Annotated in this window: 21 protein-coding genes and 1 pseudogene; 9 read left to right on the top strand and 13 right to left on the bottom strand. The window is 72.9% G+C overall.

Translation table 11 applies throughout. The features are described 5' to 3' along the window. The first annotated feature begins 76 nt into the window (after nucleotides 1-76). The gene (locus tag QP090_RS05555; RefSeq protein ID WP_285937381.1) at nucleotides 77-553 is read left to right on the top strand and encodes a DivIVA domain-containing protein; all 477 of its coding nucleotides are present in this window, start codon (nucleotides 77-79) and stop codon (nucleotides 551-553) included. 60 nt (nucleotides 554-613) lie between these two features. Continuing rightward, on the top strand, nucleotides 614-1,438 hold the full coding sequence (locus tag QP090_RS05550) for a YwqG family protein (protein ID WP_285937380.1): 825 nt from the start codon (nucleotides 614-616) through the stop codon (nucleotides 1,436-1,438). A gap of 216 nt (nucleotides 1,439-1,654) precedes the next feature. Here the strand turns inward: QP090_RS05550 and QP090_RS05545 are convergent, their stop codons facing one another. Together QP090_RS05545 and QP090_RS05540 are read right to left on the bottom strand one after the other, a co-directional pair. Further along, complete coding sequence (locus QP090_RS05545) at nucleotides 1,655-2,344, bottom strand: hypothetical protein (RefSeq protein WP_285937379.1); 690 nt, start codon at nucleotides 2,342-2,344, stop codon at nucleotides 1,655-1,657. Further along, complete coding sequence (locus QP090_RS05540; protein ID WP_285937378.1) at nucleotides 2,341-3,057, bottom strand: ATP-binding cassette domain-containing protein; 717 nt, start codon at nucleotides 3,055-3,057, stop codon at nucleotides 2,341-2,343. Before QP090_RS05540 ends, QP090_RS05545 begins: the two co-directional genes overlap by 4 nt. A 75-nt stretch (nucleotides 3,058-3,132) precedes the next feature. Here QP090_RS05540 and QP090_RS05535 point away from each other — a divergent pair, with 75 nt between their 5' ends. Continuing rightward, nucleotides 3,133-3,639 carry an HIT family protein gene (locus tag QP090_RS05535; protein ID WP_285937377.1) on the top strand — a complete coding sequence of 169 codons (507 nt, stop codon included), beginning with the start codon at nucleotides 3,133-3,135 and terminating at the stop codon, nucleotides 3,637-3,639. Between the two features lie 199 nt (nucleotides 3,640-3,838). On the opposite strand, the gene QP090_RS05530 is transcribed toward QP090_RS05535, so the two are convergent. After that, a complete protein-coding gene (locus tag QP090_RS05530; RefSeq protein WP_285937376.1) occupies nucleotides 3,839-4,117 on the bottom strand; it encodes a type II toxin-antitoxin system TacA family antitoxin in 279 nt (92 codons plus the stop codon). 133 nt (nucleotides 4,118-4,250) lie between these two features. After that, the gene (locus QP090_RS05525) at nucleotides 4,251-4,748 is read right to left on the bottom strand and encodes an Lrp/AsnC family transcriptional regulator (protein WP_285937375.1); all 498 of its coding nucleotides are present in this window, start codon (nucleotides 4,746-4,748) and stop codon (nucleotides 4,251-4,253) included. Between the two features lie 270 nt (nucleotides 4,749-5,018). Between QP090_RS05525 and QP090_RS05520 the strand changes: the two genes are divergently transcribed. The 5 genes from QP090_RS05520 to QP090_RS05500 all read left to right on the top strand — a co-directional run bounded on the left by QP090_RS05520 (nucleotide 5,019) and on the right by QP090_RS05500 (nucleotide 10,646). Further along, nucleotides 5,019-6,182 carry an ABC transporter ATP-binding protein gene (locus QP090_RS05520; RefSeq protein WP_285937374.1) on the top strand — a complete coding sequence of 388 codons (1,164 nt, stop codon included), beginning with the start codon at nucleotides 5,019-5,021 and terminating at the stop codon, nucleotides 6,180-6,182. Continuing rightward, nucleotides 6,179-7,399, top strand: coding sequence for a polyamine ABC transporter substrate-binding protein (locus QP090_RS05515; RefSeq protein WP_285937373.1), 1,221 nt, complete (start codon nucleotides 6,179-6,181; stop codon nucleotides 7,397-7,399). The genes QP090_RS05520 and QP090_RS05515 overlap by 4 nt, the downstream gene beginning before the upstream one ends. Next, nucleotides 7,399-8,292 (top strand): ABC transporter permease, encoded by an 894-nt coding sequence (locus QP090_RS05510; protein ID WP_285937372.1) that lies wholly within the window; start codon nucleotides 7,399-7,401, stop codon nucleotides 8,290-8,292. Before QP090_RS05515 ends, QP090_RS05510 begins: the two co-directional genes overlap by 1 nt. Further along, complete coding sequence (locus QP090_RS05505; RefSeq protein WP_285937371.1) at nucleotides 8,289-9,080, top strand: ABC transporter permease; 792 nt, start codon at nucleotides 8,289-8,291, stop codon at nucleotides 9,078-9,080. Before QP090_RS05510 ends, QP090_RS05505 begins: the two co-directional genes overlap by 4 nt. Nucleotides 9,081-9,179: 99 nt before the next feature. Further along, nucleotides 9,180-10,646 (top strand): NAD(P)/FAD-dependent oxidoreductase, encoded by a 1,467-nt coding sequence (locus QP090_RS05500; RefSeq protein ID WP_285937370.1) that lies wholly within the window; start codon nucleotides 9,180-9,182, stop codon nucleotides 10,644-10,646. Nucleotides 10,647-10,680: 34 nt separating this feature from the next. Here the strand turns inward: QP090_RS05500 and QP090_RS05495 are convergent, their stop codons facing one another. The 3 genes and pseudogenes from QP090_RS05495 to QP090_RS05485 form a co-directional block, all read right to left on the bottom strand. Further along, nucleotides 10,681-11,094 carry a serine hydrolase gene (locus QP090_RS05495; RefSeq protein WP_285937369.1) on the bottom strand — a complete coding sequence of 138 codons (414 nt, stop codon included), beginning with the start codon at nucleotides 11,092-11,094 and terminating at the stop codon, nucleotides 10,681-10,683. 118 nt (nucleotides 11,095-11,212) lie between these two features. Beyond that, nucleotides 11,213-11,398, bottom strand: a pseudogene (locus QP090_RS05490) (serine hydrolase); the annotation flags it as partial. Nucleotides 11,399-11,524: 126 nt separating this feature from the next. Next, entirely contained in the window at nucleotides 11,525-12,043 is a 519-nt protein-coding gene (locus tag QP090_RS05485) for a PH domain-containing protein (RefSeq protein WP_285937368.1), read from the bottom strand. Between the two features lie 148 nt (nucleotides 12,044-12,191). Between QP090_RS05485 and QP090_RS05480 the strand changes: the two genes are divergently transcribed. Next, the gene (locus QP090_RS05480; protein WP_285937367.1) at nucleotides 12,192-12,839 is read left to right on the top strand and encodes a hypothetical protein; all 648 of its coding nucleotides are present in this window, start codon (nucleotides 12,192-12,194) and stop codon (nucleotides 12,837-12,839) included. Here QP090_RS05480 and QP090_RS05475 read toward each other — a convergent pair. The 6 genes from QP090_RS05475 to QP090_RS05450 form a co-directional block, all read right to left on the bottom strand. After that, nucleotides 12,800-13,981 carry a hypothetical protein gene (locus QP090_RS05475; protein ID WP_285937366.1) on the bottom strand — a complete coding sequence of 394 codons (1,182 nt, stop codon included), beginning with the start codon at nucleotides 13,979-13,981 and terminating at the stop codon, nucleotides 12,800-12,802. The two genes, QP090_RS05480 and QP090_RS05475, sit on opposite strands and share 40 nt — an antisense overlap. A 195-nt stretch (nucleotides 13,982-14,176) precedes the next feature. Then, complete coding sequence (locus QP090_RS05470; RefSeq protein ID WP_285937365.1) at nucleotides 14,177-15,046, bottom strand: glutamate ABC transporter substrate-binding protein; 870 nt, start codon at nucleotides 15,044-15,046, stop codon at nucleotides 14,177-14,179. A 22-nt stretch (nucleotides 15,047-15,068) separates the two neighbouring features. Beyond that, complete coding sequence (locus QP090_RS05465; protein ID WP_285937364.1) at nucleotides 15,069-16,640, bottom strand: GlnX family signal transduction membrane protein; 1,572 nt, start codon at nucleotides 16,638-16,640, stop codon at nucleotides 15,069-15,071. Next, nucleotides 16,637-17,041, bottom strand: a complete 405-nt coding sequence (locus QP090_RS05460) for an FHA domain-containing protein (RefSeq protein ID WP_285937363.1) — start codon at nucleotides 17,039-17,041, stop codon at nucleotides 16,637-16,639. Before QP090_RS05460 ends, QP090_RS05465 begins: the two co-directional genes overlap by 4 nt. 425 nt (nucleotides 17,042-17,466) lie before the next feature. Then, nucleotides 17,467-18,777, bottom strand: coding sequence for a vWA domain-containing protein (locus QP090_RS05455; RefSeq protein ID WP_285937362.1), 1,311 nt, complete (start codon nucleotides 18,775-18,777; stop codon nucleotides 17,467-17,469). Continuing rightward, complete coding sequence (locus QP090_RS05450; protein WP_349666475.1) at nucleotides 18,774-20,030, bottom strand: PP2C family protein-serine/threonine phosphatase; 1,257 nt, start codon at nucleotides 20,028-20,030, stop codon at nucleotides 18,774-18,776. Before QP090_RS05450 ends, QP090_RS05455 begins: the two co-directional genes overlap by 4 nt. Nucleotides 20,031-20,042 lie beyond the last annotated feature (12 nt).

The following is a 20,042-nucleotide window of genomic DNA, read 5'->3' as shown; positions in this document are numbered from 1 at the left end:
TGCGCCGCGCGGGCGCGCGGGAGCACATGCTGAGGAGCCCGGACCGGTGAAGACGGGGCCGCGCCTTGCGGTGGGTTTGCGCGGTTACGACCGCGCCCAGGTGGACGAGCTGCTCGGGCGGATCGCCGGCGCGTTGAACGGCGGCCCGCCCGTGACGGCCGACGAGGTGCGCGCGGTCAGGTTCGACATCGTGCTGCGCGGCTACGAGCAGCGGGCGGTGGACGAGCTGGTGCAGGAGTGCGTCCGCGAGCTCCAGACCGCAGCGCCGATCGGGCAGCGGCCGGGCCGTCCCCGGGTGCATCCGGGCTGGCTGATCAACTGGATCCAGGACTCGCGCTTCTCCGGCGCCGGGATGCGCGCCGGCTACGACGTCCGGGACGTGGACGCGTTCCTCGACCGGGTGGTCTCCGGACTGCGCGGCGCGGCGCCGCCGGTGACCGCGCGGGACGTGCGCGAATGCGTGTTCCGGGCGGTCCGGCTCGGGCCCGGCTACGACGAGCAGGAGGTCGACCGCTTCCTGGCGCAGCTCGCCGGGGCGCTCGAACGCCGCTGAGTTATCCACAATCGCGCGGGGGGCTGGATTTCGGCCGCGCGGCGCGCAACGCTACGTGACATGGATCACTTCGCCACGCAGCGTCAGCGGCTGCGTTCCCTGTTCGGCGTCTTCTTCGCCCCGGAGGTCACCGGCGCGCTGCTGCCGCTGATCCGGCCCGCGCTGCGCCTCGGCGCCGACGGCCCGGTGACCGTGCGGCTCGGCGGTACGCCGCTGCTCCCGCCGGACGAGCCCTGGCCGGTCTGGGAGGGCCGGCCGCTCGACTTCCTCGGCGCGGTCGACTTCGCCGAGCTGGCCGCGCTCGGCCCGATCGCCGGGCTGCCGGCCGAGGGCACCGCCGCCTTCTACTACGCGAGCGAGATCCCGCGGCCCTGGGGCGACGCGCCCGGCCAGCGGGACGGCTGGCGGGTGTTCACCGGCGGCGACCTGCGCGAGGCCGAGCCTCCCGCGGGCACCTCGAACTATCCGCCCTGCCCGGTGGAAGCGGCGCCCTTCCTGTCCCTGCCGTCGCCGCAGGAGCCCGTGGTGCGGCGGTTGGAGGAGCTCTACAGCGGCATCCTCCCGGTCTACGAGCAGCTCTACGTGGCGTGGACGCAGTACGCCTGGCCGGACGACCTGCCGGTGCACCAGCTCGGCGGCTGGCCGGCGCTGGTGCAGCGCCCGGTCGGGCCCGACTGCCTGCTCGCCTCCACCGGGCGCGACGCGGAGTCCGCCGAGATGTCCGGCGACGAGCAAGCGGCGGCGGAGGAGGAGTGGCGGCTGCTGCTTCAGCTCGACTCCGACAAACGCCTGGGCTGGCATTGGGGCGATCCGGGCCGCGTCTACTTCTGCACCCGGGACCAGGAGCCCCTCGAACGCTCCTGGCTCACCTTGCAGGCCACCTGACGCTCCGTGGCCATGAAGGTGTGTTCACCGCGTCCGGCGGCCACTCGTCCGCGATGGCGGCCACCACATCGTGATGGCGGCGGGGTGCGCGCGTCGCCGGCCGGGCGCGCGCCGCTGCCGGCCGACGGGGGAGGTGGCCGGGCCGACCAGCCGACCGGTGCGTGTCGAGGCGCGTGCCTGGACGGCGCGGCCGAACGCGGACATGCGGAGCGCCTCTCAGGGGCGGTGGCGTTTGGTGAGGAGGTAGGCGATGCCGACGACGACGGACCAGGCGGCGAGGTGCAGTGCGATGCCGGGGAAGTCGGTGATGAAGGCGTCGGGTCCGTGGTGGGCGGCGTGGAGCCAGCCGATCATCGGGACCGAGAGCCGGTCGAGCGGTCCCAGGCTGAGCAGCAGCAGGGCCGCCGCTCCGCCGAGCAGGGCGAGGAGGGAGACGCCGGGGTCGGGGATGATCGCCCGGCTGGTCCAGGCGCCCAGCAGGGTGCCCGCGGCGGCCACCAGCAGGTTCAGGGCCGTGCCGATCACGATCGGCGTGGCCTGCACCCCGGAGGCCGCCGCCTGGATGAGCGGGATCGCGAGGATCACGGCGCTGAGGCAGACGTTGATCGAGTACGCGGCGAGCAGCCCCGCCCAGGTCGGGGTGGTGCGGCGGCGGGCGGCGGTGGCCGACAGGTTGCGCTGCTCGTCCGGCTGGGTGTCGAGCAGCGCGCGGGCGGACCAGGCCCAGACCGGGAACATGAAGGCGGCGACGTCGCCGAACGTCCCCACTGCGAGCTCGGCGGCGTTCGCCCCGCCGGGGCCCTGCCCCAGCACCAGCGCGATGATCAGCAGGACCACGATCAGCGGCTGGAGGACCCGCAGGGACAGGACATATCCCGCGAACTGGAACCGGGCGAGAGCGATCACAGCGTCCGCCTCCGCACCTCGTGGCCATCGGCCCGCAGCTTGGTCTCCACCGTGTCGGCCTCGTCCGCCCGCACGATCACCTCCAGCACCGTCCGCTCGGCGGGCGCGGGCGGCTCCTCCAGCACGGCGACCATGCCGTCGGCGACGCTGATCCGGGTCACGCCCGGGAGGCTCTCGATACAGCCCTGGTGGTCGCTGACGACCACGGTCGCGCCGTGCGCCGCCCGGTCGGAGATCAGGGCGGGCAGAGCGTCGCGGGTCGCGACGTCGAGTCCGGCGAACGGCTCGTCGAGGATGAGCAGGCCGGGGTCGCCGAGCAGGGCCTGGGCGAGCCCCACCTTCTGCGCGCTGCCCTTGGAGAGTTCTGGCAGCCGCACGCCGAGGAGGTGCTCGAAGCCGAGGCGCCCGGCCCAGCGGTCGAGGTCGGCGGGCACCCCGCGCACGGCGGCCATATGGCCGAGGTAGGCGCGGACGGTGAACGGCTGGTCGACGGGGAAGCGCTCGGGCGCGTACCCGACCCGTCCCGGACGGCCGGTGACCGTGCCGCGGCGCGGGTCGCGCAGGCCCGCGATCAGCCGCAGCAACGTCGACTTGCCCGCCCCGTTGTGCCCGGTCACTTCGGTCACCGTGCCGGGGGCGAGCGTGAGTTCGACGTCCCGGAGCACCCAGGGGGCCTTCCGCCGGTACCGGAAGGCGACGCTTTCCAGCCGCATAAGCCACGGACGGTAGCGTCGCGGGCATAAGGGGGTCGTTAGGCGCGCGGGCCCGCCGCCCGGCAGAATGCGCGCATGACCGAATCCGTCAAAGGCTGCGTGTTCTGCGAGATCGCGAGGGGAGAACGCCCCGCGCACATCGTCCTGGACGCGCCGGACGCGTTCGCGTTTCTTGACGCACGCCCCTTGTTCAAGGGGCATACGCTGCTCGTCCCGCGCGACCATTACGCAACGCTGTCCGACCTTCCGGTGGAACTGGTGGGACCGTTCTTCGAACACGCGCGGCGCCTGTCCGGGGCGATGGAATCGGGACTCGGCGCGGCGGGCTCGTTCGTGGCGATGAACAACCGCATCAGCCAGAGCGTCCCGCATCTGCACGTCCATGTGGTGCCGCGCGAGCGCAAGGACGGGCTGCGGGGGTTCTTCTGGCCGCGCCACAAGTACCACTCGGACGAGGAGGCCGCCGACTACGCGGCCCGCCTCAGCGCGGCCCTCGCCCCAGAGCCCGAATCAGGGCAGGCGCCGGAGTGCGGATCAGGGCACACGTCGGCGCCTGGGCCGGGGCTCGCACCTGGAGCCTGAGGCGGGGCCCGCACCCGGAGTCTGAGTCCGAGAGTGGCGGAGTGTGGATCGGGGCCAGGACTCGGAGCTCGGGCCCGCCCGCGCCGGCGTGTGGATCGGGGCATGCGGTGGGGCCGGACCAGGGTGTGGGTTCGGGCGTGGGGCCAGGGGTTGTGATCATGCGGCCACCGGAGGTGGCCGCATGATCGGGCGGACTGGGTCAGCCGAGGGCCGCGAGGATCGCGACATAGGGTTCGGTGCCTCCGGTGTCGGCCGAGGGCTGGGTGCCGTCGTGCCGGGCGGTCCCGGCTGACGCGGCGTACTCGTAGAGATCGCGTTCGGCCCTGTCGAGGACCGTGGAAAGGACATACTGCGGGACCGTCCACCCGATCAGTTCGGCCGCCTTGCGGATCACGAGCCCCTGCTCTTCGGTCATCGGGAACTCGATGTGATCATCGGGGCGGGTGGCGGGAAGGTCCTGGCGAACCGACTCAGGCATGGCAGGTCTCCTTCCTGACGACCTCTAAAAAGTACGCCCGTGGACACGGGTGCTGCATCCCCACCAAGAAGGAGAACGGGGGGCCGTTTCGTATGAGGCGGGACGTGTTCCTTCGCCGGAATGGGCTGGAGTGTCAGGGGGTGCCCCAGGAATGGGTCTGCTTGCGCAGCTTGAGGTAGACGAAACTGTCGGTGGACACGACGCCGGTCACCGCGCGGATCTGGGCGAGCAGACGGAGTACCCGGTCGTCGTCCTCGCAGACCAGCTCCAGCAGGATGTCGAACGAGCCGGCGGTGATGACCACGTAGCCGACCTCGGTCAGCTCGGCCAGCTCGTCCGCGATCCGCTCCAGGTCGCCCTCGCACCTGAGACCGACCATCAGCCGCCGGGAGAAGCCGAGCGTGAGCGGGTCGGCCACGCCGACGATCTGCATCGCCCCGGCGTCCAGCAGTTTCTGCACCCGCTGCCGGACCGCCGCCTCCGAGAGCCCGACGGCCTTGCCGATGGCCGCGTACGAGCGCCGCCCGTCCTGCTGGAGCTGCTCGATGATCTGCTTGGCGGTCTCGTCCAGCTGGACGGTCTGCGGGCGCCGGGGGGAGGACGGCGCCCGCTCCGGAGTGCGCTCCGTCATCGTTGGTCTCCTCGTTGCGGCATCGTGATCGAGAGGCGGGGGGCTCAACGGATTCCGTCGTAAATTTCGATCGTAACAACGAAATCACTTGTCATGCCTGGGAAATCTCTGTCAGGGTCGGACCAACGGGACACATCGGGCGGCGGCCATCGAGGAGGGGCGATGACGACCAGCGGGACCGGGCTGCGCGGCTTCATCGGCGGTGACGACGCGGACCGCACGCGGATCGAGTACGTCATGCACCGCATCGGCTCCTGAACGGGTGGCCCCATGACCGTGACGCGCCATTCCGAGGTCCGTGCGGACGCCGCGCCGGACGGGTCCGCGCCCCCCGCCATCGAGCTGGTCGGCGTCCGGAAGACCTACCGCGCGAGGGGCGCGGACGTGACCGCCGTGCGCGGGCTCGATCTGGCGATCGCGCAGGGCGAGTTCTTCTCGCTGCTCGGGCCGTCCGGCTGCGGCAAGACGACCACCATGCGCCTGGTCGCCGGGTTCGAGGCCCCGACGGCGGGCGCGATCCGGTTGCAGGGACGCGACGTCACCGGGGTGCCCGCGGACAGGCGCGACGTCAACATGGTGTTCCAGTCCTACGCGCTGTTCCCGCACATGAACGTCTTCGAGAACGTGGCGTTCGGGCCGCGGCGGCGCGGCGCGGCCAGGCGCGAGATCGCCGACCGGGTCGGGGCGATGCTGGAGCTCGTCGACCTGACCGGCCGGGAGCGGCGGCGGCCCGCCGAGCTGTCGGGCGGGCAGCAGCAGCGGGTCGCGCTCGCCCGCGCCCTGGTCAACCGGCCGCGCGCGCTGCTGCTGGACGAGCCGCTCGGCGCGCTCGACCTCAAGCTCCGCCAGGCCATGCAGGTCGAGCTGAAGCGGATCCAGCGCGAGGTCGGGGTCACCTTCGTCCACGTCACCCACGACCAGGGCGAGGCGCTGACCATGTCGGACCGGATCGCGGTCATGAACGAGGGGCGGATCGAGCAGCTCGGCACCCCGCGCGAGGTCTACGAGCATCCCGCGACCCGGTTCACCGCCGGGTTCATCGGCACCTCCAACCTGCTGTCCGGCGAGGTCGCCGAGGTCACCGCCGACCGCGCCGTCCTGCGGTACGGGCCGGCCGGGCGGATCTCGGTGCCGCTGCGGTCCGGGCTCACGGTCGCGGCCGGGGAACGGCTGGAGCTGACCGTCCGTCCCGAGAAGATCGGGATCGGCCCGGACGCGCCGGACGGCGACGCGCTCTGCCGGGTCCGCGGCACCGTCACCGAGGTCGTCTACCAGGGCACCTCGACCAGCTACAGCGTCGCCACCGCGACCGGCGCCGACGTGGTCGCCTTCCTCCAGAACGCCACGTCGGCCGACGAGATCGCCGTTCGGGGGGACGCCGTCTGGCTGTCGTGGGACCCGCGCCACTCCTACGCCATCGGAGCAGCCACGTGAGCGAGATCGACCCCGCCCTGCTGCGCGGCCTCACCCGCCCCCGCCGCGACGTCCTGCGGCTGCTGGGCGCGGGGGGCGCCGCGCTCGCCCTCGCCGCCTGCGGGGTGAAGGGGCAGGGCGGCAAGGGGACGGTCACCACGGGCGACGTCCGCGAGTTCTGGCGGGACAAGACCAGGGCCGGGAGGCTGAGCTGGGCCAACTGGCCCGGCTACATGCAGGACGACCGCGCCACGCTCAAGGCGTTCGAGAAGGCCACCGGGACCGAGGTGACCTACAAGGAGGTCATCGAGGAGACCGCGCCGTGGTTCGGCAAGATCCAGGCGCCGCTCGCCGCCGGGCAGTCGATCGGATTCGACCTGATGGTCATGACCAACGGCATCCAGCTGGAGAGGTGCCGCCGGCTCGGCTACCTGGCGCCGCTCGACCACACCCGGCTGCGGACCTTCGCGGCCAACGCGGCGGCCGGGTTCAAGAACCCGTCCTACGACCCGGGCAACGCCTTCACCGTCCCGTACGTCTCGGGCATCACCGGCATCGCCTACAACACCCGGTACGTGAAGGAGGAGATCACCGGTATCGCGCAGCTCTTCGACCCCGAGTACAAGGGACGGGTCGGGATGATGGCCGACTCGCAGGAGCTCGGCAGCTTCGGGATGCTCGCGCTCGGCATCGACCCCGAGCGGTCGACCCCGGCCGACTGGGCGAGGGCCGGCGCGCGGCTGCGCCGGCAGCGCGACGACGGGATCGTCCGCAAGTACTACAACCAGGACTACATCGACGCGGTCAGCAAGGGCGAGGTCTGGATGACGATGGCCTGGTCGGGCGACGCCTACAGCATGGCCGGGCCCGACGTGAGGTTCGTGGTGCCCCGCGAGGGCGGCACGATCTGGACCGACAACCTGTGCGTCCCGAGGACCGCCGAGCACCCGGTGGACGCGCTGGAGCTGATGGACTGGCTGTACGCGCCGGAGAACAACGCGCCGCTGACCGAGTTCATCAACTACATCACGCCCGTCCCGGCGACCCGGCCCCTCATCGCGCGGGACGCGGCGGCGGCGCGCGGCGGGGAGCGGGCTGACCTGGAGCGGCTGAGCGCGAGCCCGCTGGTCTTCCCGTCCGAGGCCGAGCTGGCGCGGCTGCGGCGCTACCGGCGGCTCGCGCCGGCCGAGGAGGCGGAGTACCAGAAGATCTTCGAACCGATCGCCAAGGGCTCCTGATGCGCCGCGCCGGGAGAGGGGACGAGGACGGGCACGGCGAGGCGCGGAGCCTCACGCCCTACCTGCTGGTCCTGCCGTCCGGGCTGTGGCTGCTGGCGTTTCTCGCGGTGCCGCTGGTGCTGATGGCGTCGCTGTCGTTGCAGACGGGCAACCTCGTCGACGGCTTCCAGCAGACCTTCCACTGGCAGAACTACACCGACGGCCTCGGCACCTACGGCGACAAGTTCGTGCGGTCCCTCTGGTACGGGCTGCTGGCCACGGCCGCGTGCGCCGCGCTGGCCTACCCGGCGGCGTACTGGATCGCGTTCCACGGCGGCCGTGCCAAGTCGACCTACCTCTTCCTGCTCCTGCTGCCGTACTTCGTGTCGTTCGTGCTGCGGACGATCTCGTGGAAGCTGGTGCTGACCGACAACGGGCCCGTGCTCGGCCCGCTGCGCGACCACGGGCTGCTGCCGGACGGATTCCACGTCCTCGACACCGGCTTCGCGGTGGTGTCCGGGCTCACCTACGGCTTCCTGCCGTTCATGGTGCTGCCGATCTACGTCGCGCTCGAACGGATCGATCCGCGCGTGGTGGAAGCCGCCCGCGACCTGTACGCGGGCCGGGTCCGGGCGTTCGCCCGGATCGTGCTGCCGCTGTCGCTGCCGGGCGTGCTCGCCGGGGTGGTCATGACGTTCGTCCCGGTCGCGGCCGACTACGTCAACGCCGAGGTGCTGGGCGGCCCGCGGAACACCATGATCGGGAACGTGATCCAGGCCGAGTACTTCGACAACAGCGCCTACCCGCTCGCGTCGGCGCTGTCGTTCACGCTGATGGCGATGCTGCTGCTGGGTGTCTTCGCGTACGCGCGCGCCCTCGGCGCCGGGAGCGCGCTGGAGGCGGCGCGCCGATGACCGGTGCCCCCGCCCGGACCGGGCCCCGCGTTCTGCGGGTCTACACGCTGGCGCTGATCGCGTGGCTGGTGCTGCCGATCGCCGTCATGGTCCTCTTCGGGTTCAACGACACCCGAAGCCGGCAGAACTTCCGCTGGGAGGGGTTCACGCTCAAGTGGTACACCCACCTGTTCGACAAGGCCGACCTCACCACGGCGGTGCTGAACTCGCTGACCATCGCGCTGTTCAGCACCGCGATCAGCACCGTGCTCGGCACCCTGGCCGGGCTCGCCCTCGGCCGGTACCGGTTTCGCGGCCGGGGCGCGGCGACCCTGCTCCTGCTCATGGCGATCGCGTGCCCGGAACTGGTGATGGGCGCCTCGCTGCTGTCGATGTTCGTCACCTTCGGCCTGCCGCGCGGTTATCCGACCGTCCTGGCCGCGCATGTGATGTTCTCGGTGGCGTTCGTGGCGGTGACCGTCCGGGCCAGGGCGGCCGGGCTGGACCCCTCGGTGGACGAGGCCGCGCGGGACCTCGGAGCCGGCCCGTGGACCCGGTTCCGGCTGGTCACGCTGCCGATGCTCAGGCCGGGGGTGGCGGCGGGGGCGCTGCTGGCGTTCGTGCTCTCGATCGACGACGTCGTCATCACCGGCTTCACCGGCGGCGCCACTGTCACGTTCCCGCTGTGGATCTACGGTTCGACCAGGACCGGGACGCCGCCGCAGGTCAATGTGATGGGCACGCTGATCTTCATGGTCGGCATCGTGATCGCGGTGGTGCTGGCCCGCCGCGCCGCGCGCCGCCGCTGACCCGCGGCGCGAGCGGCCGGTGAGCGGTGAGCGAGGGCGAGCGCGTGGGCTTTGCCCGGACGGGATGCTGATTCCGGACACACGGGGGAGAGGAACATCGTGGACGTGGTGAAGGCGCTCGCCGAGGCCGAGCCGGCGCCGTTCTGGCTGGACGATCCGGCCCGTCCGGCCCCGTCGCCCGCGTTGTCCGGCGCGGTGACCTGTGACCTCGCCGTCGTCGGCGGCGGCTACGGCGGGCTCTGGACGGCGCTGATGGCCAAGGAGCGCGACCCGTCGCTCGACGTGGTGCTGCTGGAGGCCGGCCGGATCGGCGGCGCCGCGTCCGGCCGCAATGGCGGGTTCTGCTCGGCGAGCCTCACCCACGGGCTCCGCAACGGCCTGGAGCGCTGGCCGGACGACATGCCCGACCTGGAGCGGCTCGGCTGGGACAACCTGCGGGCCATCGGCGACACGCTGCGACGGCACCGGATCGACGCCGAGTGGGAGCTCACCGGCGAGATGAGCGTCGCGACCGAGGAGTGGCACCTCCCCGCCCTCGCCGAGGAGGCCGAGATCGCGTTCGAGCTCGGCTGGCAGCCGATGCTGCTGAGCGCCGAGGGGGCCCGCGCCGAGGTCGCCTCGCCCACGTACCTGGGCGCCCTGTGGGACCGCGACAGCGTCGCGATGCTGCATCCGGCCAAGCTCGCCTGGGGCCTCGCGGACGCGTGCCGCGCGCTCGGCGTCCGCATCCACGAGAACACCCGGGTGACGGGCCTCCGCGCCGAGCCCGCCAGAGGCGGAGGAGCCCTGGGCGGACGTCGCGGACGCTGGGCCGGAGCCGGAGCCGGGCCGCTGCATCTCGCCGCGGCGTCCGGTTCGGTCACCGCGCACCGCGTCGCGCTCGCCTCCGGCGCGTTCCCGTCGCTGCTCAGGCGGCTGCGCGGCTACCTGGTGCCGGTGTACGACTACGCGCTGGTGACCGAGCCGCTCTCGGCGGAGCAGCGCGCGGCGATCGGATGGCGGCACCGGCAGGGGCTCGGCGACAGCGCCAACCAGTTCCACTACTACCGGCTGACGGCGGACGGCCGGATCGTGTGGGGCGGCTACGACGCGATCTACCATTTCGGCAACGGGCTGCGCCCCGGGCTGGAGCACCGGCCGGCCACGTTCGCCACCCTCGCGCGGCACTTCTTCACCACGTTCCCGCAGCTCGAAGGGATCCGCTTCAGCCACGCGTGGGGCGGCGTGGTGGACACCTGCACGCGCTTCTGCGCCTTCTACGGCTCGGCGCACGACCGCAGGCTCGCCTATGCGGCGGGCTACACCGGGCTCGGCGTCGGCGCGACCCGCTTCGGCGCCGACGTCATGCTCGACCTCCTCGGCGTCGGCCTGGCCCCGGGGGAGGAGACCGAGCGCACCCGTCTGGAGATGGTCCGCTCCAAGCCGGTCCCGTTCCCGCCCGAGCCGCTCCGCTACGGGGTGATCGAGCTGACCCGCCGCGAGATGGCCCGCGCCGACCGCAACGCGGGCCGCCGCGGGCTGTGGCTGCGCGCCCTCGACCGCTTCGGCCTGGGTTTCGACTCGTGACCGCCGCCCCGTCCTCGGCGCCGCGGCGCTGGGGTCAGCGGTCGAGCGACTGGTAGGCGCAGGTCCAGAAGTCCTGGTAGACGGGGTTGTGCGCCGGGTACTGCAAGCGCTGCGTCATCAGGATCGCGATCAGGTCCTCGGCGGGGTCGGACTGCCAGCTCGTGCCGTAGCCGCCGTCCCAGCCGTACGCGCCGGGCGTCGCCGACAGGGTGTCGCGGCGGGTGACGACCGAGACGCCGAAGCCCCAGTCACGCGCGTCGCCGAACTCCCGCGCGCGCTGCGCCGGGGTGAGCTGCCCGGTGGTCATCAGCTCGACCGACCGCCGCGACAGGATCCGCTCGGTGCCGTACCGGCCCTTGCCGAGCAGCATCCGGGCGAACGCCAGTTGGTCGTCGGCCGTCGAGACCGGCCCGGCCGCGCCGTCCGGGAACGCGGGGCGCGGGCCCACGCGCCCGGGCGGGCTCGGTGTCCTCGAGCGGGCCGTCGGGACGGCGCAGCACCCGGCGATCGGCCAGCTCTGGCAGCAGCCGGTCGACCGGCTCGTCGAGTCGGAGCCGGCACTCCTCGATCAGGATCAGCGCCGCCGCGGCCGTGACCGGCTTGCTCATCGAGCTGATCCGGAAGATCGAGTCGCGGCTCATCGGCGCTCCGCCGAAGGACCGCGCGCCGGTCGCGCCGGCGTGCACCTCCTCGCCCCGGGCGAGCAGGGTGACCAGTCCGGGCACGCGCTCGCGGGCGACATGCGCGGCCATGACCTCGTGCAGGCGGCCGAGCCGCGCCTCGGAGAATCCGTTCATGACCTGATGGACTCGCCGGCCGGTCCGCAATAACCGGCCCATCCGGAACCGCGTGGTGACCGGACGGGACGGAACGCCCGGTCAGTCCGGGGACTCCTCCTCGGCTCCGAAGATGACCGAGGAGACCTCCAGGTAGAGCTGCTCGGGGTAGGGCATGAACCCCACGTTGCGGAGCGCCTGCTTCTGCCCGGCCGACTCCATGACGAACTCGCCGTAGCCGAGCATCCGGCCGAGCACCGAGCGCTCCAGCGCGATGTCGGTGACCTTGGCCAGCGGCATCATCGCCACGTCGCGGTTGAGCACGCCGCTGATCACCATCACCCGATGCTCGGTGACCAGGAAGAACTCCATCGACCAGGCGATAACCTTCCAGAGCAGGAGGCCCAGCGTCAGCAGCCACAGCCACCAGATCCAGATCAGCCCGACCAGCACGCCCGCGACCCCGCACAGGACCAGGCCGCCGAGCACCACCGCGACCGGGTACATCAGCACCGCCGGGTGCCGCCGGACCGCGATGACCCGTCCCTCATGGGACATCAGGTACTTGTCGACGGTCCGCGACCCGGAGTCGCGGAAGACCATCATGTCCTGCATGTTCATGGCCGCACCCTCGTCATGATCCGGTGACCTTCACCGTAGCCGACCCGAACCCCCGCGCGCAGGGGCCGCACGGTAGGCCGTCCCCCGCCGCGGGGGTGTTGTGCCCATGACCTTGTGCGCGCGCCACGGGCGCCGGATGATGTTGGGCATGGACGGCGCGGAGGGGCCCGGGACGGGGCCGCGGCCCGGACCGGCGGGCGGCGCGCGGGGCGCCCGCGGCGAGTTCGCGCCCGATGTGACGGGACGCCCGGTCTGGCGGCTCCTGGTCCGCGGTCTCGGCGTCTACCTCCCCGGCTGGAACGTGCCGGGCGGGGCGCTGCGGGTGTCGGCCGGCACACCGGGGCCGGACGGGTTCGGCCCGCCCGCGTTCCTCGACGGCGGCTCCGGGTTCGGCCTGCACCTGCCCGCCCGGCGCCGCGGTCTGGAGCCCGACCGGGAGATCTACGTGCGCGGCCGGGAGGACCCGAGCTTCGGCATCGTCATCGCCGGGCCGTCGGCCGCGATCGGCAGCCGCGTGGTGGACGCCGCCGGGCTGGTGCGGTACGCGCGCCGGCTCATCTTCGAGGAGCTGTTCGACACCGGCGACTCCGACTCGGTCCCGTACGCGGTGCGGGCGGCGCGGGCGGTGGAGAACGTGGTGTTCCTCGACCGCGCCGCGGGCATCGGCCTGTGCGCGGAGGCCGACCCGGTGACGCGCGCCGTCGCCTGCCCGGTGTTCGTGCGCATCGGCGCGCCCACCGAACGCACCGTACGGGCCTACGGGGCCGCGGCCCAGCCGGTGAGGTCCCAGAGCTGATGGGAGGGCAGGCGGCGGAGCCGGTCGCCGGCCGCGGCCGGGTCCCAGAAGACCTCGTCGCTCTCCAGCTCCAGCGACTGCCCCGCCGACAGCACGGCGCACAGGAGCTCGTCACGGGTGCGCACGGCCATCAGCGGGCCGATCTGCGCGACCGCGCCGCTGCTCTCGTGCAGCGTGCGCAGCAGCGCCTTCAGCGCCGCCTCGTCCTCGGGGCCCCGCACCGGGCCGAGGCCGGGAGGCAGCGGCGGGCGGTCGCGGGCGAGGCCGCCGCCGTTGTGCGGCAGGTCGGCGCCGGTGGAGATGAGCAGCGCGGTGAAGGCCCCGGTGAGGTCCTCGGCGCGCATCCCGCCGAGGAAGTAGCGGCGGCGTTCGGGGGAGTCGCCGGTGGTGTCGCCGGGGCCCTCGGCCGTGCGGAACCTGACGTTCAGCCGGTTGGCGCGCACGCACCGCTCGTAGATGTCGGTGAGGATGTCGTCGAGCCGGCCGTCGCGCGTCCACAGCCGCCCGGTCGCGGTCACCGCCGTGCCGTCGTCGCCCGTCCGGGGCCGTCCGGCGAGCGCGGTGGCGACCGCGTCGTCGAGCTCGCCCTCGGTGTACTGGAGCAGCTCGGCGACGACGTCCTCGACGTCCTCCAGCGTACGGGTCAGGGTGCGCTGGAGCTCCAGGATCTCGCCGCCGCCGCGTTCGAGGTCGGACAGCCGCTCCAGCGCCGTGTCGACCTTGTCCTCGACCTCGCCGGCGCCGTCGCGGGTGACCGCGCGCACCGACGTCTCGACCTCTGACAGCTTGCGGCGCAGCGCGGCCAGCGTGATCCGCTGCTGTTCGAGGTCGTGCAGCCGTCCGGCCTGGGTGCGCAGGAACCCGTCCGCCTGGTGCACCAGCCCGGCCAGCTCCTCGACCTGCCCGGAGTTGTGCCGCAGCCGCGAGTCGAGCGCGGGCAGCACGTCCCGCTTCACCTTCGCCAGCTCGGCGGTGAGCTGCTCGCCCACCGTGACCAGCACGCTGTTCTGCTTGGTGACCTGCTCGTTCAGCTCGTCGATCCGGCGGACGAAGGCGCGCGCCTGGTCCCTGCTCTGCCTCCCGGCGTACAGCTCCAGCGCCCCGACCACGACGCACATCACCACCAGGATGACCGTCGTCATGGCACTCCTCGAGGGGCCGGGTGATCACCGGAACGGTTACGATCGCGACCATAACTTACGATCACCGGCGCCGACCGGCACTTACGTAACCGACTGATCTCAGTGACCACCCGGTCTCATCCGCACCGCGCGGTCGCCGCCCGTCGCGACCCGGTCGCAGCGCGTCGCCCGGGGGTCTCGGGAGTTCCCGGGAGGTCAGTCGCAGCCCTCGAACTGGGGGACGGTGGAGGTGGTGTTGAGATGGGCGGGGCCGAACCACCTCTTCAGCAGCGTCACCGCCTCGCTGTCCCGCCCGGCCGCCGTCTGCTGGTAGAGCTCCGTGATGGCCTTGTTGATCTTCTCGCAGCCGTCGATGTCGCCCTTCCGGACCCCGATGCCGTACGGCTCCTCCGAGAACGGCGCGTTGACGATCTTCAGCTCCGGGCCCGGGGCCTCGCCCTTGGCCACCCGCGCCGCCTGCCCGGCCAGGATCAGGTCGTCGGTGGACACCGCGAAGACCTTCTTCTGCGCCAGCAGGTCGAAGCACTCGCCGTAGCCCTTCGCGGCCCTCACCGGCCGCACCGGCACCCCCCGCTCCTTCTTGACTCGGGGGAACGAGACCGAGCCCGGGACCTCGCACAGGCTCTTGCCCCGGAGGCCGCGCACGTCCGGGACGGAGGCGGCGTCGGTGGCGCGGACGAGGATGTCCTGGTGGGCGACGTAGTAGGGCCCGGCGAACGTCACGTCCGCCTTGCGGTCCGGCGTGATGGAGTAGCTGGCCACCACCATGTCGACGTCGCCGTCCTTGAGCATCCGCTCGCGGGTCTCGGAGGTCACCGCCTTGAACCGCAGCTTCTTCGCGGGCCCGCCGAGCCTTTTGGCGACCGCGCGGGCGATGTCGGGGTCGAAGCCCACGTAGTCGCCGTTCCGGGCCTTCAGACCGACGCCCGGCTGGTCGGGATTGACCCCGACGACCAGCTCGTCCTTGGCGGTGATCGAGCTCTCGGCGCCCGCGACGCCGCAGGCGCCCGCGGCGAGGAGCACCGCCGCGGCCAGCGCGGCGGACCCGGTCAGGCGTGCTCGCATGGTCGGCTCCCTCATCTCGGCCTCACCGGTACTCGGTCAGGCGGGGCCGCACGCCGATCAGGACCAGCGCGAAGATGACCAGCCCCGCCACGGGCAGCACGGCGTGCCAGCCGCCGGTCCCGCCTTTGGCGGCGTCGACGGCCCGCGTGAACGCCCCGTCGTGGATGTTGATCAGTTTCTGCATCGACCGGTCGTAGGCGGCGAAGTCATCGGCCGCCGCGCTCCGCGACGCGACCGCCTTCGTCCGCGCCGCGGTCGGCGAGCTCAGCCGCTCCTCGCTCTCCACCAGGTTCCTGAGGTCGCGGTCGCTCTGCTGGAACGCGCGGTAGTCGTTGATGACCTTGAGGAACGCGGCGTGCTGTTCCGGCAGCGAGGAGTGCGCCTCCTCGTTCTTGAGGAAGCCCTTGATCGGCAGCTGCTCGTCCTTGCCCGGCCGCAGGCCCTGCAGCGCCTGGTTGTAGGCGGTGAGACTCTCGGCCTTGAGGTAGAGGACGGTCTGGGACTTGCTGAAGTAGACCTGCTCGTAGGTGTCGGCGAGTTCGGGGTCGATCAGGTATCGGGTCCGGTCGGCGTTGGCGCTGTTGCTGATGGAGCGGGCCCGCCAGAGCGCGAGGATCGAGTCGAACCCGTCCTCCTTGGCCTTGCGGAGATGGTCGGCCTGCCCGGCCAGCACGGCCCAGCTCGCCCCGACCAGCACCAGGGTGCCGACGGTCGCCAGCGCGAGCGCGGGGTTCAGCAGGCGCCGGAAGCGAGCGGTCAGGAAGACCTGGAAACCGACCAGGATCGCCAGCAGCAGCAGCCCGATGACCAGCGTCCACACCTGGCCGGTCTGCACCGCGCCGCGCTTGGCCTCGTAGGTGTGGCGGACCAGGGTGCCGTTGTCGAGGGTCAGGTTGTAGGCCTTGGGCAGCAGGTCGAGCTTCATCAGCTCGGTCGCCTGCCGGTAGCGCTTGATCACCGGGAGCTTCGGGGGGCCCGCGGCGTGCGTGGGCCGGGCGTCTGGGGACCCCTGGTCGAGCAGGATGGCCTGGCCCGCGAGCCACTCGTACCGGCCGAGGGCGTCCAGCAGGTCCTGCGCGGTCTTCTTCTCGGTGTCCTCGTCGGCCAGCCTGGACGCCTCGAGCAGCGCCGCGCCCGCCTGCCGCCGGTTGTCGTCGAACCCGTCCAGCGCCTTCTTGCGCTCGTCGACCGGGCCCTGCGGCCGGCCGATCAGCAGCGCGTTGGCGAGCTGGGCGTCCATCTCGGTGAGCTTGTAGTACAGGCGGCTGGTCTTGACGACCTGGGGGCCGGCGTCGTCGCCGATCACCCGCACGCCGTCGCGGGCGTTGCCGATCGCCACCCAGACGATCACCAGGACGGCCGCCAGCACGATCCCCGTCAGCCCGGTCAACGCCCGGACCCGTCCCGCGACGGTGCGCGGGAGGAGCCGGGCGACTCCGGTCGGGGGCTTGGCCGCCGTGCGTCGCCGGACGGCGGCCTGCGCGGCCCGCGCGGGCGGGGGCGGAGCGCCGCCGGGCGACACGGCGCCGGGCGACACGGCGCCGGGCGGGGGTGCGGGGGGAGGTACCGCCGGGGCCTGGGGCACGGCCGTCATGTCGCCTCGCCTCTCCTGAGCGTGATGGTGGTCCAGGCGCCCACATGGACGCGGTCGCCGTCGCCGACCGGGATCTCCACGTTGAGCGGGATGGGCTCGATCGAACCGTTCAGGCACGTCCGGTTGAGGGAGCCCGGATCGACCAGGACCCAGCCGCGGTCAGGACGGTAGAGCAGCACGGCGTGCGTCTTCGACACGCCGGGGTCCTCGGGCGCCTCGCGCAGGTCGATCTCGGGCACGGAGTTCTGGGACGAGCTGCGGCGCCCGATCCGCACCTGCGCGCCGACGAGCGGAATGCGCCGCTCGGGGCAGTACGGGGGGAACGGGATCTCCGAGGCGTCCGTCTCGTTCTCCACGAGCATCGCCTCGTAGTAGCCGCGGTCCGCGTTCACCACCGCCACCCACGCTCCGCCCTCGGCACCGCCGCCCTGCGCCTGCGCCGGTGCCGGAGGTGGCGGCGGTGTGGGGACCGGGCCAGGGGCTGGGGCTGGGGCTGGCGTGGATACGGGGGCGGGCGGCGGAACGGGAGCCGGGGCCGGGGGTGCGGGTGGTGGGGGAGGGGGCGTCGGGGGCGCAGTGGGTTTGCCTCCGCCGGTGGCGAAGTCGTAGCCGCACTCCTCGCAGAAGCGGTCGCTCGCGGGCGTCCCGCAGTCGGGGCAGATGTCGCCGCCGTTCGCCGCGTTCGGGAGCGTGACGGTGTTCACGCCGACGTTCGGCGACGCACCGGGCGGGACGGCGGGGGCGGGTGCGCCGCCGATCCGCTCGCCGCAGACGTCGCAGTAATCGTCGGCCGCGGAGCTGTGGCCTGCTGGACAGGTGGCCATGCTCAGCCCTCGCCCTTGCGCGTCCGCACCGTCTTGCTGGAGGTGGTGTCCAGCGACATCTCGTCGGCCTTGTCGACGTTCTTCTTCAGCCGGACGGTGCCGGTGGCGAGGTCGACGACGTCCACCATCTTGCGGAGCAGCGTCGTGATCGCCTCGTTGCCCACCTCGTCGGCCAGCACCACGGCCCGGCCGAGGCGCGCGGTCGCGGTGTCGAGGTCGCCGTCCTTGCGGGCCTGCAACCCCTCCTGGATCGCCGAGTCGAGCTCGGTCTGGCCGGTGTAGTGCGCGACGCGCGGGTTGATCCGGGTGGACTGGACCTCGTCGTCGGTCCACAGGGCCAGCACGTTGCCGGTGGCGAGCACCTGCTCGGGCCGGCCGGGGCCGCCCGGCACGACCAGCTTCGCCCAGGCGGCGCGCAGCTCCTTGCCGACCTCGCCCGCCGGGACCTCGACGCAGATGTGGTAGTCCCGGCTCTCGGTGCCCCACGCGCCGAGCGGGTAGTCGCCCGCCTGCGGGCCCGACTCGGTGCGGCGGGCGGTCAGGTCCTCGACCGAGGGCATCACCTGCTTGACGAAGCGCAGCTTGGCGGTCTGCGGCGTCCACACGCGCAGCGACACGTCGGCGACCGCCTTGCCCATCGCGTCCTCGGTCATCGCCTGGAAGTCGGCGACCAGGTCCCTGGGGTCGGCGACCAGGCCCACGCTGCCGAGCAGCGCCGACGACACCTTGCGCAGCTCGGCGACCTCCCAGTCGGTGCCGATGCCGCGGCAGTCGCAGACGAACCGGCCGGTGCAGCGTGCGAGCACGGCGTCGAGCTCCTCGGCCGACTCGTGCTGGTTCTTGCCGTCGGTCAGCAGGATCGCGTGCCGGATGCCGTGCTGGTGCGCGTCGAAGAGCTGGTCGGCCAGCCGCAGCCACGAGCCGATCGCCGTCCCGCCCTGCGCCTTGAGCCGGCTCAGCTCACGCTTGGCCATCGCGCGCGAGTTCGCGTCGGCGGGCACGAGGGCGGGCTGGGCCGGGAACACCATGGAGGCCGAGTTGGCCCCCGAGACGACCGCGAAGTTCACCCCGTCGCGCAGAGTGTCGATCGCGGCCTGCGCGGCGGCGATCGCCGCGTGCAGCTTGGCGTCGGGATAGGACATCGACCCGGAGGTGTCGATGATGATCACCTCGGCCGCCGCCGCGGCCGGCCGGGCGGCCGTGGGCGGGCCGCCGGTCGACTCGACCGAGACGATGGCGTGGACCTCGCGCCCGCCCTCGGGCAGGAACTTGTTCTGATCGACCCTGATGGTGAATTGCGGCTGCTCGCTCATCGGTCATGCTCCGTGCTCGGTGTCGGGAGTGGGGCGGCGCCCGGGAAAGGGATCACAGCCACTGTGACGTTGTCTCGGCCGCCCGCGTTCAGGGCGTGCTGCACCAGAGTCCGCGCCGTCCCCAGGGGATCGCCCGCCGGATCGCCCGCCGGGCCGGTCAGCAGGGCCGCCAGGTCTTCGGCCGCCGGGAAGTAGTTCCACAGGCCGTCGCTGCACACCAGCAGGGTGCCGGGACCGCCGGGGGTGAAGGTGCGGACGTGCGGCCTGATCTCGTCGGCGTCCGCGCCCAGCCAGGCGGTGATCACGTGCGCGTTCGGGTGCGCCTCGGCCTCCGCCTCGGTCAGTGCGCCCTGCGCGACCATGATCGCCGCCCAGGAGTCGTCGTCGGTGAGCTGGCGCGGCGGCCCAAGCTCGGTCACGTCCTCGGTGTCCTCGGACAGGGCGAACTCGGCGGTGTCGGGGCCGTCGTCGCCCTCGCCGCCCCCGCCGCTCTCCGTGCCGGCCTCCGTCGCGGCCCCGCCGTCGGGGGAGGGGGAGAGCCAGTAGGCGCGGCTGTCGCCGATCCAGCCGACGGTCACCGATCCGGGCCCGGTCACCGCCGACACGTACGTGCAGGAGGGCGACTCGGACGGGGACGGCGCCAGCGCCGCCACGGCCTCGGCGGCCCTGAGTGCCGCCGCGCGGGTGGCGCTCTCGGGGTCCTCGCCCGCCTCCAGCAGCGCGACCAGCTCGGCGACGCCCGTGTCGGCCGCCGCGCGGGAGGCGTCGTCGGGGTGCGGCGAGGAGCCGACCCCGTCGCACACCACGGCGGCGACGCCCTGTGCGTGGACGGCCAGGGCGATGGCGTCCTCGTTGCGGCTGTAGCGCTTGCCGCGGTCGCTCGCGCCCGCGGCGGCCGGCGCTTTCGCGGCGCCGTCCCCGCCCGGTCCCGTTCCGGGGCCGGGGAGCTCGATCTCGATGTGGTCGCGCTCGGCGGGCTGGCGCAGCCCGCAGTGCTCGCAGTAGCCGTCCGCGTCGATCGCCTTCTGGCCGCACCCCGTGCACGCCCGCGAGGACGCGGCCTCATGGCCGGCCGTACGGGCCGACGGGGTCGTCTTCATGGTGAGGCCCTCGCGCGGCGGAGGACTGAACCCCTCGGGCGGCGGGCTGGGGGCGTCCTCGTTCAGGCGGTGCCCGCACGCCTCACAGAAGTCCTCACCCGCGTACACCACCTCGGTGCAGATGGGACACGACAGCTCCGCCGGCTTGGTCACGCTGGGGTCCTC

The organism is Actinomadura xylanilytica (assembly GCF_030283145.1).
Lineage (GTDB): Bacteria > Actinomycetota > Actinomycetes > Streptosporangiales > Streptosporangiaceae > Spirillospora > Spirillospora xylanilytica.
This window is presented reverse-complemented; position numbering and strand designations above follow the sequence as displayed.